A 16395-nucleotide genomic window follows, 5' to 3' on the forward strand; every position below is an offset into this window, starting at 1 on the left:
GATCTTCTCATCAATCTCCTTTAATCTTTATTAATCCTGTAAAAAAATCCTGGTAATCCTTTCAATCATTATAATCCTGAGCCAAATTAATGCGAGCGAAGCGAGCCTCTGCGCTTTGCGCCTTTGCTACTTAGCGTCTTTGCGTGAACTTACTTCTCGATGGCGAGCAGTTCTACGTCAAATATCAATGTGCTGCCGGGGGCAATCTTCGGACCTGCCTGGCGGTCGCCATAAGCCAGATCAGCAGGGATGAAGAGGCGCCATTTGGAACCTACCGGCATCAGCTGCAGGGCTTCTGTCCAGCCTTTGATCACACCATTCACCGGGAAGGAGATAGGTTCGCCTCTGTCTACAGAGCTGTCGAAAACAGTACCGTCGATGAGGGTGCCATGATAGTGTGTTCTTACTTTATCGGTGGCAGTGGGTTTAGGGCCGTCGCCAGCTCTGAGCACCTGGTATTGCAGGCCGCTGGGGAGCGCTACCACGCCGGGTTTGCTTTTATTCTCTGCCAGGAATTTCACGCCGGCTTCCCTGTTCTTCGCGAATTTTTCTGCTTTTAACTGTTGCAGATAATTACTGATGCTCATATCACTTTGTTCTTTTGTTAATAATAGCGGACTCTTTTTGAGTACGTCCTGTATTGCCTTGCTCAGCACGGCTGTATTCACATTTTCCAGTCCCTGTGTTTTCAGGTTGTCGGCGATATTGAGGCCGATACCATAGCTGATAGAATCGATGCGTGTTTTCAAAACCGCTGCTTTGGCTGTTGCCGCTGCGGGTTTAGGCTTGGCTTTTGACTGGCTGTAACCCTGCAGGGATAACAATCCCAGGGCGCCTAAAAAGAAAATGCTTTTAGTCATAATATGTTGATGTTGCTTAGGGTTTAGGTCTGCAAGTTAATCAAATATGCGGTTATTGCTAATGTGTTTCCCGTTCTCCAACAAAAGCGGCGCTGGATTGTTGTTTCATTCGTATGAAAATCATGTTGCTGGTTGGCCAGCTATTATGTTTTGGCCTGTTTGCATCGGCCCAGGACACCACCGATCTCTGGGTAAAAGCCAGACAGAATCCCAACCTGGGAAGGCACCGCTACCTGGAAGTGAAATTACATGGCGGATCACATATCTATTCCGGCGATGGGCTGGACGAGTTGCTGAAACACGGTTACCGCTCGCTGGAACTCCGCACTGGATGGCAGTCTTCCGGCAGGCAGGTATGGCAGCGCGTATTCAACTGGCCCAGCTATGGCCTTGGTTTTTATACCGGCAATATCGGCGATGTGGCCATACTCGGCAATCCCAGCGGCTTGTATGGCTTTATCTACATCCCTTTTCATGAACGCAAACGGAATCATTTTGAAGCGGGGTTGTCATTGGGATTTACCTATGATCTCAAACCGTATAACGCTAAAACCAATCCGCTGAATGACGCGATCAGTTCCAAGGTAGATGTATATTTTAATGCCAATGTAGGAGGAGTGTTGAGATTATCGGAGATGTTTGATTTCGTGTACGGACTGGACATCACCCATTTCTCCAATGGCCGCACACATACGCCCAACCTGGGTTTGAACATGGTGGGCCTGAATGGCGGTTTCCGTTTTCATTACAATGCGATCGGGCGCATCGTACGGGAGCAGATAGACAGCACCTATATCGCGCCACGGCGCCCGGTGAAACTGGAATTGCCGATACCGCCAGTGAACCATTATCATCAGCTGGCCCTGTACGCCGCCTTCGGCGTGGTGCAGAACGATAGCCGCATCGGCTCCGATGCCTTCTACGGCACTGCTTCGGCAGTACTGGACTATAGCTACCGCTATAGCCACGCCGGTAGTGCAGGCGCGGGCATCGACGGGCTTTACGACGCCTCACTGGGACGGGTATACAAAACCAAATATGGCCGCAACCCCGTTACCGACAGGATGCTGGCAGGCGTGCATCTCGGCCACTCCCTTCACTTGCAGCGCTTCGAGATCATAACGCAGGCTGGTACCTACTGGTGGCGCCGCGACGATGAAAAAGGCAGCTACTTTCTGCGCGTAGCGCTACGCTATAACATCAGTAATTATGGTTTTGTGCAGATCGGTTTGAAGACTTTGTCTGGCGGGGCGGCCGACTGGATCGAGTGGGGCGGGGGCGGAAAATGGCTATGGTAAAGGAAAGCAGCTGTGCAGTATTACTGCACAGCTGCTATAAATATTACTTCACAACAGGCAGTATCACACTGGATGCGTGCTGCGCATCATGATAAATGCGGATATCTGCTTTCTTGAAATCTTTATCATCTGCTTTATAAATATCCATGAACTGCTGCGGGTTCCTGTCTACCAGCGGGAACCAGCTGCTCTGTACCTGTATCATAATGTGGTGGCCTTTCTTGAAGGTATGCGCTACATCGGGCATGGTGAATTTTACGGTAGATGGTTTGTTTGGTACGAATGGTTCCGGCTTTTCCAGGCTGTTGCGGAATTTGCCGCGCATGATCTCTCCGCGTACGAGCATCTGGTAGCCGCCCATCGGGTAGGTGGCGGAAGGTATCCTGCGGTGTTCGCTGGGGGCATCGTCTTCATATTTGAAATCATCCGGGAACACATCGATCAGTTTTACGATGAAATCCGCATCAGTGGTGCTGGTGCTGGCGATGATATCTGCTATCACAGGGCCGGCGAGGGTGATATCGTTATCCAGCGCGGCGGATTCGAATACGGCTACATCAGGCCTGCGTGCGGCAAAGCGCTGATCGTCGGTCATGTAGTTGATGGTGCGGTTGAAGTGTACATCTTCTGTATAAGGCACCGGTTTGGCGGGATCGCTGACATATTCCGTGAAACTGTTGCCTGCATTGGGTTTGGTGAAACTGAGCTTGCCGTTTGCCTGCAGGTAGATGGGCTGTTGCTGCATATCGGCAGGAGGCCATACCGGTAATTTTCTCCATTGATTTTCACCGGTGAAGAAGATTGTCGCTTCTGCGATATCAGGCGCCTGGCCTTTGCCTTTGAGGTAGTAGTTGAAGAAGGGTACTTCTACATTTTCAGCGTACCAGTCGGAGGTGTTGCTGCCGAAACGCACATTGCCGAGATGCGTACCATCGAGCGATGACCATTGGCCATGATACCAGGGGCCCATCACCAGACGGTTGTTGGTAGCAGGGCTTTGCTTTTCGATGGCTTTGTAAGTGTTCCAGGCGCCGAAGCAATCTTCTGCATCGAATACGCCGCCAACGGTGAGCATGGCGGGTTTCACATTATACAGGAAGTTGCGCACATTACGGGCTTTCCACCAGCTGTCGTAGGTAGGATGGTTGTACATCTCCTGCCAGAAGGCTACGCTGTCGCCGATCAGGCGTGCGAAATTTTTCAAAGCGCCGGTTTCGAGATAGAATTTGTAGTTGTCGTGGCTATAGTAGTTAAAGCCCTTAGGCCCTACAGTAGTGGGTTTGGGGTGAGGATGATCGAAGACGGTATAGAAAGAGAAACCATCGGAGATGAAGAAAGCGCCGTTGTGGTGGAAGTCGTCGCCCTCGAACCAGTCGGTCACCGGCGCCTGCGGGCTTACTGCCTTCAAAGCGGGGTGATTGCTCAAAGCCGCCATGGTAGAGTAAAAGCCGGGATAGGAAGTGCCGAACACGCCTACGTTACCATTGTTGCCGTCCACATTTTTCACGAGCCAGTCGATGGTGTCGTAAGTATCGGTGCTTTCGTCAATATCGTTCTTTGTTTTTTTGTTGGTATTGAAAGGTCTTACGTTTACGAATTTACCTTCGCTCATCCAGCAGCCGCGCACATCCTGTAACACCATGATGTATCCTTCTTTCAGGTAGCGGTTGTTCTGGTTGGCGTAGTAAGGGCGGAATTTGTTTTCGCCATAAGGCGCGCAGGAGTAGGGTGTGCGGGTCATCAGGATAGGATGTTTCTCCAACTGGTCTTTAGGTGTGTATATAGCGGTGAACAGCTTTACGCCATCGCGCATCGTGATATACACTTCTTTTTTTGTGTAGTTTTCATACATCCAGAGGGAGTCCTGGTTAACGGCTTTGGTGATCACCGGGAATACGAACAGTGCGGCGCAGGCCAGCAGCAGCCATTTTCTCATAAACAGTTCTTTTTTTTGATATGGACTAAAGTAATAAAAAAAGCTTAACCTAGTTGTTCCCTGAGTTTTTTCGGCAGTGAGGCCACCACGAGATCGTAGGAGTGGCGTATCCATTCCACGATCAGTTTGTTGGGGATGTTACTGTGCGTTTCTACCGAGTTCCAGTGTTTCTTGTTCATGTGATAACCGGGCGTAACGCCGTCATAGCGCTCGCGCAGCTCTACGGCCAGATCGGGGTCGCATTTGAGGTTGATCCATTCAAATTCGTCGAGGTTGGTGAGGGCAAATACTTTGCCCATCACTTTATACACCAGTATGTTGTCGCCGAAAGGAAATTCTTCTGTGACGCCGGGCAGCGACAGGCAATATTCCTGGAATTGTTCGATATGCATGTAAAGGAGATTATGCCGCAAAAATAACACAGGCCCGTCAAATAAATGACAGGCCCGCGTAACTCAAAACAAACAGTTATATTTTCGTATAGGTAAAAGTGATGTGGTATATTTTCTTCACCGGGCGGTCATCTTCATCGGTCTCGTTTTTTTCGTATAGCTGTTGCAGTGGTAACAGGGTAACGGGATCGTATTGATAACGGCAGCTGATCTTGTTCACCACCGTTTCGTTGACGGCGCCCGTGAATGTTTCCTGTATCGTTTTGCTGACTACGTTGTTGGCGGCGTCGGCAAAGAGCACGTTTTCGTTGAAGGTTTCCCTGCTGATGCCCGGGTAGCTGCTGCACAACGGTGCAAACGGGTTTCGATACTGATCATAGATCAGTGTGGTGATGTTCTCATGTTTAATATAGGCGTTGCCGTTAGTACCAGTGGTGAAATAATCCTGCGAGCGCAAGGTGCTCAGGTTGGCGCCGTTGTATAGCAGGTCGTCGTAGGATATGAAACGGTGCAGTTCATCGGTGAGCGTGTCGGGAGTGCCTACCCTGGCGGCTTTCCCGACCTCGTTGAGTGCGATCACCAGTGTGTCGTAGGCCGCATGCGCGGAGGCCTGATGGCTCACGGTATAGCGTATCAGTAGTGAGTCGGTCCATGCCAGCGAGTCTGTTCTCATCAATTCATCTCCCCAATATTCCATGATCTTCGTTACCTTATTATTACCGCCAACAACGTATTCGTTGTGTGCATCCCAGTGCCTGGTGATATCGTCGTAGAACCAGATGGCCGACAGCTGCCGGCGCTCATCGTATACGATACTGTCTGCCGGTACGCCATTGACCGTAATGGTATGCAGCAGCGGCAGGGTGGCGGGCGGCACTGCCATGTGCTTATCTGATTTGACCAGTGCAGCAGACACCAGCAAGGTACTGAGAATGGTAGCCGACAAAAGATAATGCTTGATACGGAGACGCTTCATAGGACCAGGATTTTTTCTTTATTTTTTTTGGATGGAGATGATCACGCGCGAGTAACGGGCATACGTGATCTCTACCTCCTGGCCTGCACGATATCCTTCGAGGGCGCCACGCATCCAGTAAAAAATGCGTTTCTTTCTATTTTCCAGTCTGATAGAAAAGTTGGTCTGGCTGTCGTTGTTTTCCAGGTAAACCGCTTCCAGCGGGGCGTTGAGCGTGGCTTTCTGCAAGGCTACCAGGTCTTTTTTCAAGGCCCAGTAGCGAATATCTGTTACTTTGATCAGGGCAAATATCAGGGCGATCACAAAGCAGATGAGCCATATCCAGAACCAGGCATTGGTATAGGAAAATAAAGACTGGTCGGCATCACCGAGGGTATTGTGTGTGTAGAGGTAGATCTGTGGTATCACCGCTGCTATCAACAATAATCCAATACCGATCAGGAAAAATTTGGTTAACTGTCGCTTGTTCTTCTTCAGCGCTTCCTGTAACAGAAAGTTCTCCTCAGTGGTGATAAAGGTGTAGTCGGACATAGTATAGTATGGTTTTTCAGTTGGCTAATATATAGATTAACAATTAATTATTAAAATTTATATATATTTATTTTATACAGATGATTGTGGTTTCGCCAGGATTGTATCAATTATATAATTGTATGATAAAATATTATCATTAGATAGGGAGAACGGAAATGCGAATAGTTTTCTAAATTGCGAGCCATCCAGCCCTGCAAAAACGGAAACATTCGTAACACTAAAACAAGCATTTTGAAAAGGATCATTTTGTGGATGGCCATACTGGCATTTGTCGGCGGCCGCAGTGACGCACAGGACACCACACAACAGATAGTACCGAACCGTAAGAACAGCGCTTTGCAACAAACAAAGCCTTATGTGATCATGATCTCGATAGACGGATTCCGCTACGACTATGCCGAGAAATACCATGCAGAAAACCTGCTGAAGCTCTCTGAGAGCGGCGTACGCGCCACGGCCATGCAACCGTCTTTCCCCACGCTTACTTTTCCCAATCACTATTCCATTGCTACCGGTATGTACCCGGCGCATCATGGGTTGGTGGACAACCTTTTCTGGGATCGCAAAAGAAAGGAACGTTATAAAGTAGGCGATACCAGCTCCGTGCAGGATGGCAGCTGGTATGGCGGCATTCCGCTGTGGGTGCTGGCAGAGAAACAACAGTTGCTCAGCGCCAGCTATTTTTGGGTAGGCTCTGAAAGCGCCATTCAGAATGTGCGCCCCACTTACTATTTTAAATACCAGGAGAAAACCGGCATCGACCGCCGCATACAACAGGTAGTAGAGTGGCTGTCGCTGCCCGAAGACCAACGTCCGCACCTCATTACGTTCTATTTCCCGGAAGTGGATCATGCCGGCCATGCCTATGGCCCTGGCTCCGACAGCGTGCGCAAGGCCGTTCAGCTGGTAGATGAAAGCATCGGCAAAATGGTGACTGCCGTGAGCAAACTGCCGCTGCCAGTGAGTTTCATCGTAGTAGCCGATCATGGCATGACGGAAGTAAACACGGTTACTACCCTCTCCTTACCGGATACGCCGGTACTGCGGCCAATGAAGATTATGCCTGGCAATGAAAAAGTGATGTTGTATGGAGAGAATGAACAGGAGATCAAAGCGGCCTACCAGTTCCTGAAGCAACATGAAGAGCACTATGTGGCTTACCTCAAGAACGAAACGCCTGCCCGCTGGCACTATGGCCAGGAAGATGTATATAACCGCATCGGAGATATCATCCTGCTGGCGGAACCCGGCTACGCTTTCAGCGAAGACAAACGCAAAATGCATCCCGGCCATCATGGCTATGATAACAACCTCACCGAGATGAATGCCATCTTCATGGCCTGGGGACCGGCTTTCAAGCCGCATACCCGCATCGCTACCTTCGAAAACGTACATGTGTACCCGTTAGTAGCACGCATCCTCAGCCTGGAGATCACACAACCGATCGATGGCAAAGCGGAAGTGCTGGAAGGTATACTGGCGCAGTAATTACGAATGGTATCGCCCCCACGGGGCTTAACGCAGCGTAGCTCATCTTTCTACCGGGCTTTCGCCCGTACCGGGCGATATATTGGTAGATGTGATGCCTGCTACCAATATGCCGCCCGTAGGGGCGGTAACAATCGTACCGCCCTTGCAGGCGGCGATACATTTCGCTGCCACCGTAGATGTTCCGCTTCTATACGCCCCGTAGGGGCGATAGATTTACACAACGCCAACAAATAAAACATTACGGCCCACCAGGTAATCTACCTGGTGGGCCGTAATTATTAATTCGTAATCCGTAATTGCTACGCAGTAGCTTCTTCATAAGCGCTTACCGGCTCGCAAGTGCAGATGAGGTTTCTATCGCCATGGGTGTTATTCACACGGCTTACAGAAGGCCAGAATTTATTTACTTTCACATATTCCAGCGGGTAAGCGGCCTGCTGACGGCTGTATGGACGGGTCCATTCGTCAGCGGTGATCACAAACTGTGTATGCGGTGCATTTTTGAGTACGTTGTTTTGTTTGTCGGCAGTACCGAGTTCTATTGCGCGGATTTCCTCGCGGATGGCCAGCATTGCGTCGCAGAAGCGATCCAGCTCGCCTTTGTCTTCACTTTCAGTAGGCTCGATCATGATAGTGCCAGGAACCGGGAAGCTCATGGTAGGAGCGTGGAAACCGTAGTCCATCAGGCGTTTGGCCACATCTTCCGCTTCAACGCCGGCTGTTGCTTTGAACGGGCGCAGGTCTACGATGAACTCGTGTGCGCAGGTGCCGTTGCTGCCGCTATAGAGGATATCATATGCTTTTTCCAGGCGCGCTTTCATGTAGTTGGCGTTGAGGATCGCATATTCAGATGCCTGCTTCAGGCCATTGGCGCCGAGCATGCGGATGTAAGCATAAGAGATCAGCAGGATGCTTGCAGAGCCGAAGGGCGCTGCTGATACTGCACTGGATTTGTTGCCGCTGTTCAGTTCTACGTGACCGGGCAGGAATGGTGCGAGATGTTTTGCTACGCAGATGGGGCCCATGCCAGGACCGCCGCCGCCATGGGGGATCGCGAAGGTTTTGTGCAGGTTGAGGTGGCACACATCTGCGCCGATGAGACCCGGAGCAGTAAGACCTACCTGTGCGTTCATGTTGGCGCCATCCATGTATACCTGTCCGCCATGTTCGTGAATGGTGGCACAGATATCTTTCACACTTTCTTCATAGATACCGTAGGTAGAAGGGTAGGTGATCATGATACCGGCGAGGTCTTTGGAATGCGCTGCTGCTTTGGCTTTCAGGTCTTCTACATCGATGTAGCCATTTTCCAGTGCTTTTACTACCACCACTTTAAAGCCGGCCATTACTGCTGATGCAGGGTTGGTGCCGTGTGCGGAGATAGGGATGAGCATTACATCGCGGTGACCTTCGCCTCTGCTTTCGTGGTAAGCGCGGATCACGAGCAGGCCTGCATATTCGCCCTGGGCGCCGCTGTTAGGCTGAAGGCTGCATGCATCGAAGCCGGTGATCTTGCTGAGGTATTCTCCCAGTTCTTCTGCTATCTGGTAATAACCGCCTACCTGTGCTTTCGGTGCAAAAGGATGCATTTTGCTCCAGTGCGCCCAGCTCAGGGGGATCATTTCGGAGGCTGCATTCAGTTTCATGGTGCAGGAACCGAGGGAGATCATGGAGGTGTTGAGGGAGAGATCTTTATTTTCCAGTGATTTCAGGTAGCGCATCATCAGCGATTCGCTGTGGTGGCTGTTGAACACGGGATGAGTCAGGAAAGAGGAAGTGCGTTGCAGCGCTGCCGGGATAGCGGTAGTGTTGCTGTTCACGGTAGCGGCGTCGGTGTTACCATCGCCGAATATTTGCAGGATATCGTTGATATCGCTGATGGTGGTAGTTTCATCCAGGGAGATACCTACCTGGCCATTGGCGAAATAGCGGAAGTTGATACCGGCGGCTTCTGCTTTGGCTTTTACATCAGCGCCTGTAACGGTGATGGTGTCGAAGAAGTGGGTAGCAACGAGTTTCAGGCCTTTGGCAGTGAGTTTGTCGGCCAGTGTTTTGGCCAGTTTCGCTACGCGTGTAGCGATATGGGTGAGCCCTTCAGGTCCGTGGTACACGGCATACATGGCGGCCATGTTGGCCAGCAGTGCCTGTGCAGTACAGATGTTGGAAGTAGCTTTTTCGCGTTTGATGTGCTGTTCGCGGGTTTGCAGCGCCATGCGCAGTGCGCGGCCGCCTTGTGCGTCGATGCTTACGCCGATGATACGGCCGGGGATCGCGCGTTTGAAATCGTCTTTTACGGCGAAGAATGCGGCGTGAGGGCCACCGAAGCCCAAAGGAACGCCGAAGCGCTGTGCAGAGCCGAGGGCGGCGTCGGCGCCGAGTTCGCCGGGGCTGGTGAGCAGCGTGAGCGCCAGCAGATCGGTAGCCATGGCTACAAAGGCGCCGGTTTCATGTACCTTGGCGATGAAGCCCTGGTAATCTTCTACCGCACCAATGTTATTGGGATATTGTATCAGCGCACCAAAATAAGATGCGTCGATCTGCGCAGTTTTGTAGTCACCTGTCACCACTTCGATGTGCAGCGGTGTAGCGCGGGTGTAGATCACATCCAGCGTTTGTGGGTACACGTTAGTGTCTACAAAGAATTTAGGTCTGCTTAGGTGGTCATGATCTTTGTTCAGTGCGTTGAAGAACATGGTCATGGCTTCTGCGGCGGCAGTGGCTTCATCCAGCAGGGAAGCGTTGGCGATGGGAAGGCCGGTAAGATCGCTTACCATGGTCTGGTAGTTGAGCAGGCTTTCCAGGCGGCCCTGAGAGATCTCAGCCTGGTACGGCGTGTACTGCGTGTACCATCCTGGATTTTCGAACACATTGCGAAGGATCACGCTGGGAGTGATGGTATCGAAATAACCTTGTCCGATGTAGTTACGTGAAACTTTGTTTTTCAGTGAAACATCTTTCAGGTGACGGAGATAATCGCTCTCGCTCATCGCTGCCGGAACGGCAAGTGGCTGCTGCATGCGGATAGCGCCTGGTACAGTTTTGTTAATCAGCTCGTCCAGGTTGGCAGTTCCGATGGTTTCCAGCATCTGGTTCGTCTCAGCTTCATTCGGCCCTATGTGACGGTGCACGAATTCATTTTGTTGAATATCAAAAAGATTCATGATGTAAGCAGGTAGTTTGAAATAGAATGCGCAAAGCTATGATGTTTTTAAGCATTCGCCAAACAGTGGGCCGGGGCCGGTGAAAACAGTGATAAACAGGGCATCTCCGGCGAGGGGCTATGTCATAGTTTTGTCCATGATTGAAATAACTATCTTTGCAGCAAATGAGCGACTTACTAGAAAACTGGGAACAGAAGGCGAAAGACAAACAAAAAGCCAATAAGCAATTCCTGCAGAAATTGCAGACCCGCCGTGGAAAAGGCGTGGAGAAGCTGCTGCCCGAACTGCATGAGGAGGCTTTCAGCAAGATCGACTGCCTCCAGTGCGCCGGCTGCTGCAAAACTATTAGCCCGCGTTTCAAAGCACCCGATATCAAACGTATCTCCAAATATCTCGGCATGAAGGAAGGCGCCTTCATCGATACTTATCTGCGCATCGATAAAGACGAAGACTATGTCGTGAAATTCTCTCCCTGTCCCTTTCTGGGAGAAGATAACTATTGCAGTATCTATGATGTACGTCCCGGCGATTGCCACAACTATCCTTATACCGATAGCTACGACTTCTTCAAACGCCCTAATATCACGCATCTCAACAGCACGATCTGTCCGGCGGTGTATTATGTGTTGGAGAGACTAAAAGAGAAATTAGATATTTAGGGATTTACGGATTTGTGGATTTACGGATTTATCCAATATTTTCAGGTCTTTCCGTCTCCATCAATCAAGAAATCCGAAAATCCATAAATACCTAAATTTTTAAATCGAGTTTGCGCATCGCAGGTGAGATGATGTAAGTGGTAACCACTACTCCTAATGTTACGCATCCGCCGAACACCACGCTGGGCACGAGTCCCATGGCACGAGCCATGAATCCGCTCTCGAAGGCGCCCAGCTCGTTGGACGAGCCCACGAACATAGAACTGACCGAGGCCACACGGCCACGCATATCATCCGGCGTTTTCAATTGCAGGATCGTTTGCCTGATCACTACACTTACGCCATCCAGCGCGCCGCTGGCCAACAATATCAACAGAGAGAAATAGAAGCTGGTGGATAATCCGAAGAGGATGATCGTGATGCCGAAGCCGAAAACGGCTGCCATCAGCTTGATACCTGGCTTGTTCACCAAAGGTTTGTGCGCGATGATGAACATAGTGATCAGCGCGCCCACCGCCGGTGCAGAGCGCAACAGGCCATACCCCAATGAGCCTACATGCAGCACATCAGTGGCGAAGATCGGTAACATGGCAACGGCGCCGCCAAAGAGCACCGCGAACATATCCAGGGCCATGGCATTCAGCACTACCTTGGTGCGCCATACAAAGCGCATCCCCTGGGTAAGGCTCTCCAGGAAGGATTCCCCGCGGTCTTTATAGTAGATGGGCTTGGGTTTGATCTGTAAGAGGCTGTAAAGGGGCGGGAAGAACATAAACACCACTATGAGCATGGCCCAATGTACTCCGAAGAGATAGATGAAAAAGCCGCCCAGCGCAGGTCCCAGCACACCGCCGATCTGCCAGGCAGAGCTGCTCCACGTAGAGGCGTTGGCGTATAATTGCTTGGGCACCAGTAAAGACAGCAAAGTAAAAGTAGATGGGCTGGTGAAAGCGCGTACCAGGCCGCCTACAAAGGCCAGGCAATAGATCATCATCAGTACCCAATGCTTGGGAATGCCCGCCACAGCACGGTCCCAGGTGAGGAAGAAAAGCCCCGTGCTGATGAAGATATAGGCGATTACACACCTCAGTAGCATGCCCCGTTTCTCGCGTTTATCGACCAGGTGGCCGGCAAATGGCGCCAGCAGCACAGCGGGTATCACTTCGGCCAATCCTATCAAACCCAATGCAAACGGATCTCTTGCCAGTTCGTTCACTTTCCATTCAATGATGGCGAACTGCATAGTAAGTGCAAATACAATAGCAAAGCGGATAACGAGATAGAAATTAAATTCCCGGAAGCGTAACGAGGCGTATGGGTCGTTCTTGGGTGATGCCGAAGTGTCCAATCTGATGAATTTTTTACGAAGGTACGCCAAAGCGAAAAAAATCGTCACGCCATTCATCACATCTATTTATATAATTCGCCAAGATGATTATTTTTAGTGCAGTAAAAAGCTGTATTCTGATGAAAATGCACCGTTTCTTCGGCTGGGCCTTATTGCCGATGTTTACTATCCAGCTTGCCTGCGCAGCCAACCCCGGCAAGGACGAAGCCGCGCCCCCGGCCCGCAAAGCCAAGCTGGAACTGGTTACCGATAAATTTATTTCTCCTGTGAATATGGCTGTTCCGCATGATGGTACGGGCAGGCTGTTCTTCTGCCAGAAAGAAGGAAAAGTGTGGATCGTGCAGAACGGCAAACTCCTGCCGCAACCGTTCGTGGATGTGAGCAGCGAAATGGTGAAGATAAACCCCGCCTATGACGAGCGTGGCTTGCTGGGTATGGCCTTCCATCCGCAGTTCAAAAAAAACCACAAATTCTATCTGTATTATAGCGCGCCCCTGGCCAATCCGGTGAAAGGCGTGAACCACAAAAGCAAGCTGGTAGAGTTCACCGTATCGGCTGCCAACCCTAATGTAGCCGACCCGAAATCCGAAAGGGTGCTGCTGGAATTTGACAAACCTGAATCCAATCACAATGGCGGCCAGCTGCAATTCGGCCCTGATGGCTATTTATACATCGGTGTGGGCGATGGCGGCGGTGGCGGCGACAAGCACGGTACCATCGGCAATGGCCAGAGCCTCAATACCTTCCTGGGTAAGATATTACGTATAGACGTGAACGGAACACCGTACAAAGTGCCGGCAGATAATCCTTTTGTAAAAACGGCAGGCGCCAAGCCGGAAATATGGGCCTATGGCCTGCGTAACCCCTGGCGCTTCTCTTTCGACCGCGACACCAAACGCCTGTTCGCCGGCGATGTAGGCCAGAACCTCTATGAAGAAGTAGACATCATTACCCGCGGCGGCAACTATGGCTGGCGTATCATGGAAGGCTATCACGATTTCAACGTACCTCCGGGCACCGATAAAAGCAAGCTGATAGCGCCTATCCACGAATATGATCATAACCTCGGCATCAGCATCACCGGTGGTTATGTATACCGCGGCAAAGCCATTCCGTCGTTGAAAGGGCTGTATGTTTTCGGAGATTATAATGGCAAGTCTTTTGTACTGGAGCCTTCAGGTAACAAATGGGAGCGGGCCGATCTCGAATTTACCAACCGCCCGAATGAGAATCTCCAGATATTGAGCTGGGGAGAAGATGAAGACGGCGAACTGTATATGCTTACCAGTTACTCCACCAGCAGCGGCTTCAGAGGAGCCATCTACAAACTGGTCAAAGCGTGATCACTACCGCAAATTTTTGTTAAAAGGGATAAAGTGCCCCCGGTGGCGGTTGATTTTATTCTATATTTGGTTAGATAACATTTTTGTTCAATTGAGTATCATATGAGACTGAAAGTGATAATTCCGGTAGTGCTCCTCAGCATCTCCGCGGGCGTGTTGGCTTTTAACAAGCTGGGACATTATGACGACCCTCCCGGTCGTTATGAAGTGATCATGAACCTGGTCGGACAAATGCTGAAGGAAGGCCACTATCAGCCCAAGCCGATCGATGATGCCTTCTCAAAAGAAGTTTTCAATAAATACCTTCGTAGCCTGGATGTAGAGAAAAAGTTTTTCCTGAAAAGTGATGTGAACAGCCTGCTGCCACTCTCCACGCATATCGACGATGAGCTGAAAGGCGCGCCGCTGGACTGTTTCCGCCGCACTAACGAGATCATCAAACAACGTGTAGCCGAGGCAGCCGCCATCTACCCGGAAATCCTCTCCAAACCTTTCGACTTCTCCCAGAACGAACAGGTAACACTGGATGCCGACAAAATCGATTATCCCGCTGATGACGCCGCCCGCAAAGAAGCCTGGCGCAAAGTGCTGAAATATCGCACCCTCGAAAAGATGACCGACCTGATGGACATGCGCGAAAAATCCAAAGATAGCGCCACCAAATCCAAAACAGATGCGCAACTCGAAGCAGAAGCACGTGCCAAAGTGAAACAACTGTACGACCGCTACTTCGAACGCTTGAAAAATAAACAGAACGATAACGACCGCTTCAACCTTTATGTAAATGCGATCACCACTACCATGGACCCGCATACCGACTACTTCCCGCCCGACGAAAAACGCGCATTCGAAGAGCAGATGGCCGGTAAATTCTTTGGTATCGGTGCGCAGCTGAAAGAAGAAGATAATAAGATCAAAGTTGTGAGCATCGTTACCGGAAGCCCCAGCTGGAAACAAGGTCAGCTCAAAATAAACGACGTGATCCTGAAAGTAGCACAAGGCGATAAGGAACCTGTTGACATCACCGGTTACCCGGTGGAAGATGCCGTGAAACTGATCCGTGGTAACAAAGGCACGCCGGTGAAGCTCACCGTGAAAAGCGTGGATGGCACCATCAAGGATATCACCATCGTTCGCGATGAGATCGTAACCGAGGAAACTTTCGCCAAATCCGCCATCATCAACGGCGCGCACAAGATCGGATATATCTACCTGCCTGAATTTTATGCCGACTTCAACGACCGTAACGGCGCGCGCAGTGCCGACGACGTAGCCAAAGAAGTGGCCAAACTCAAAGCAGAAAAAGTAGAAGGTATCATCCTCGACCTCCGTTACAATGGCGGCGGCTCCCTCCAGGATGTAGTGCAGATGGCCGGCCTCTTCATTCCGGAAGGCCCGGTGGTACAGGTACGTTCCAGGGGCGGTGATGCCGTAGTGCTCCGCGACCGCGACAAAAATGTTCAGTATGATGGCCCGCTCGCCATTATGGTAAATGAATACAGCGCTTCTGCTTCCGAAATCATGGCCGCTGCCATGCAGGACTACAAACGCGCTGTGATCATTGGCAGCTCCCAGACTTTCGGTAAAGGCACTGTACAGCGTCTCTTCAATCTCGATGATTTCTATCCGGTGAAAGAAGGCACCAGCCTCGGCGCACTGAAACTTACCCAGCAGAAATTCTATCGCGCTAACGGCGGCTCTACCCAGCGCAGAGGCGTAGCTTCCGATATCGTACTGCCCGATCCTTACTACGAAGTAGCCGAACGTAAAGACAGCGACGCACTGGCCTGGGACGAAATTCCCAAAGCCAGCTTCACGCCCTGGTACAACCCGGTGAACGTAGAACAGCTGAAGAAGAACAGCGAAAAGAGATTGGCCGCCAGCCCGGCTTTCAAGCTGCTGAGCGAAAACCTGAACACCTTGAAGAAAATGGAAAAGCAGGAAACTTATTCTCTCAACCTGCAAACTTATAAGAACGAACAGAAATCCAATACCGCCGCATTAAAGAAATACGATGCTGTCAACGATAAAGTGAAAGAGCTCAACATCAGCAACATCAAAATGGATATGGAGAAACTGGGTAGCGACTCCGCCAAGATCGCCCGTAACAAGGACTGGCTCAAGGCAAGAACCAAAGACTTCTATCTCGATGAAGCGGTGAGCGTAATGAATGACCTGATCGTTCAGACTTATCCCAAGATGCATCGCAAAGCGCAGTAAGCGCGGAGGTTGTCTTGCTCAGGATTATAATGATTGAAAGGATTACCAGGATTTTTTACTGACTTATAAAGATTAAAAAAGGATTCGCGATTGATCTTCGTGAATCCTTTTTTAATCTTTATAAGTCAGTAAAAAATCCTGGTAATCCTTTCAATCATTATAATCCTGAGCAAGACA

The 16395-nt window shown here is 50.5% G+C and carries 13 protein-coding genes; 5 read left to right on the forward strand and 8 right to left on the reverse strand.

The annotated features are described in order from the left end of the window. Positions 1 to 149 precede the first annotated feature (149 nt). Positions 150 to 860, reverse strand: a complete 711-nt coding sequence (locus FPG75_RS11120; RefSeq protein WP_143306927.1) for an FKBP-type peptidyl-prolyl cis-trans isomerase — start codon at positions 858 to 860, stop codon at positions 150 to 152. A 113-nt stretch (positions 861 to 973) separates the two neighbouring features. On the opposite strand from FPG75_RS11120, the gene FPG75_RS11125 reads away from it, so the two are divergent. Then, positions 974 to 2158 carry an acyloxyacyl hydrolase gene (locus FPG75_RS11125; RefSeq protein WP_143306929.1) on the forward strand — a complete coding sequence of 395 codons (1185 nt, stop codon included), beginning with the start codon at positions 974 to 976 and terminating at the stop codon, positions 2156 to 2158. Between the two features lie 43 nt (positions 2159 to 2201). On the opposite strand, the gene FPG75_RS11130 is transcribed toward FPG75_RS11125, so the two are convergent. The 4 genes from FPG75_RS11130 to FPG75_RS11145 form a co-directional block, all read right to left on the reverse strand. Beyond that, on the reverse strand, positions 2202 to 4094 hold the full coding sequence (locus FPG75_RS11130; RefSeq protein WP_143306930.1) for a CocE/NonD family hydrolase: 1893 nt from the start codon (positions 4092 to 4094) through the stop codon (positions 2202 to 2204). 44 nt (positions 4095 to 4138) lie between these two features. Then, positions 4139 to 4486, reverse strand: a complete 348-nt coding sequence (locus FPG75_RS11135) for an MmcQ/YjbR family DNA-binding protein (protein WP_143306931.1) — start codon at positions 4484 to 4486, stop codon at positions 4139 to 4141. A gap of 76 nt (positions 4487 to 4562) precedes the next feature. Then, positions 4563 to 5462, reverse strand: coding sequence for a hypothetical protein (locus FPG75_RS11140; RefSeq protein WP_143306932.1), 900 nt, complete (start codon positions 5460 to 5462; stop codon positions 4563 to 4565). Between the two features lie 18 nt (positions 5463 to 5480). Further along, positions 5481 to 5993 (reverse strand): hypothetical protein, encoded by a 513-nt coding sequence (locus FPG75_RS11145; protein ID WP_143306933.1) that lies wholly within the window; start codon positions 5991 to 5993, stop codon positions 5481 to 5483. Between the two features lie 234 nt (positions 5994 to 6227). Here FPG75_RS11145 and FPG75_RS11150 point away from each other — a divergent pair, with 234 nt between their 5' ends. After that, positions 6228 to 7484, forward strand: coding sequence for an alkaline phosphatase family protein (locus tag FPG75_RS11150; protein ID WP_236652770.1), 1257 nt, complete (start codon positions 6228 to 6230; stop codon positions 7482 to 7484). Between the two features lie 42 nt (positions 7485 to 7526). On the opposite strand, the gene FPG75_RS26315 is transcribed toward FPG75_RS11150, so the two are convergent. Together FPG75_RS26315 and gcvP are read right to left on the reverse strand one after the other, a co-directional pair. After that, positions 7527 to 7658 (reverse strand): hypothetical protein, encoded by a 132-nt coding sequence (locus FPG75_RS26315; protein ID WP_262712051.1) that lies wholly within the window; start codon positions 7656 to 7658, stop codon positions 7527 to 7529. 128 nt (positions 7659 to 7786) lie between these two features. Beyond that, positions 7787 to 10648, reverse strand: a complete 2862-nt coding sequence (gcvP, locus tag FPG75_RS11155; protein WP_143306934.1) for an aminomethyl-transferring glycine dehydrogenase — start codon at positions 10646 to 10648, stop codon at positions 7787 to 7789. Between the two features lie 164 nt (positions 10649 to 10812). On the opposite strand from gcvP, the gene FPG75_RS11160 reads away from it, so the two are divergent. After that, entirely contained in the window at positions 10813 to 11307 is a 495-nt protein-coding gene (locus FPG75_RS11160; protein ID WP_143306935.1) for a YkgJ family cysteine cluster protein, read from the forward strand. Between the two features lie 91 nt (positions 11308 to 11398). On the opposite strand, the gene FPG75_RS11165 is transcribed toward FPG75_RS11160, so the two are convergent. Then, the gene (locus tag FPG75_RS11165; RefSeq protein WP_143306936.1) at positions 11399 to 12655 is read right to left on the reverse strand and encodes an MFS transporter; all 1257 of its coding nucleotides are present in this window, start codon (positions 12653 to 12655) and stop codon (positions 11399 to 11401) included. A gap of 119 nt (positions 12656 to 12774) precedes the next feature. On the opposite strand from FPG75_RS11165, the gene FPG75_RS11170 reads away from it, so the two are divergent. Next, positions 12775 to 13998 carry a PQQ-dependent sugar dehydrogenase gene (locus tag FPG75_RS11170; RefSeq protein WP_161596759.1) on the forward strand — a complete coding sequence of 408 codons (1224 nt, stop codon included), beginning with the start codon at positions 12775 to 12777 and terminating at the stop codon, positions 13996 to 13998. Between the two features lie 102 nt (positions 13999 to 14100). Further along, a complete protein-coding gene (locus tag FPG75_RS11175; protein ID WP_143306938.1) occupies positions 14101 to 16218 on the forward strand; it encodes a carboxy terminal-processing peptidase in 2118 nt (705 codons plus the stop codon). Positions 16219 to 16395 lie beyond the last annotated feature (177 nt).

This window comes from Chitinophaga vietnamensis, assembly GCF_902167635.1.
In the GTDB taxonomy this organism is placed as follows: Bacteria; Bacteroidota; Bacteroidia; order Chitinophagales; family Chitinophagaceae; genus Chitinophaga; species Chitinophaga vietnamensis.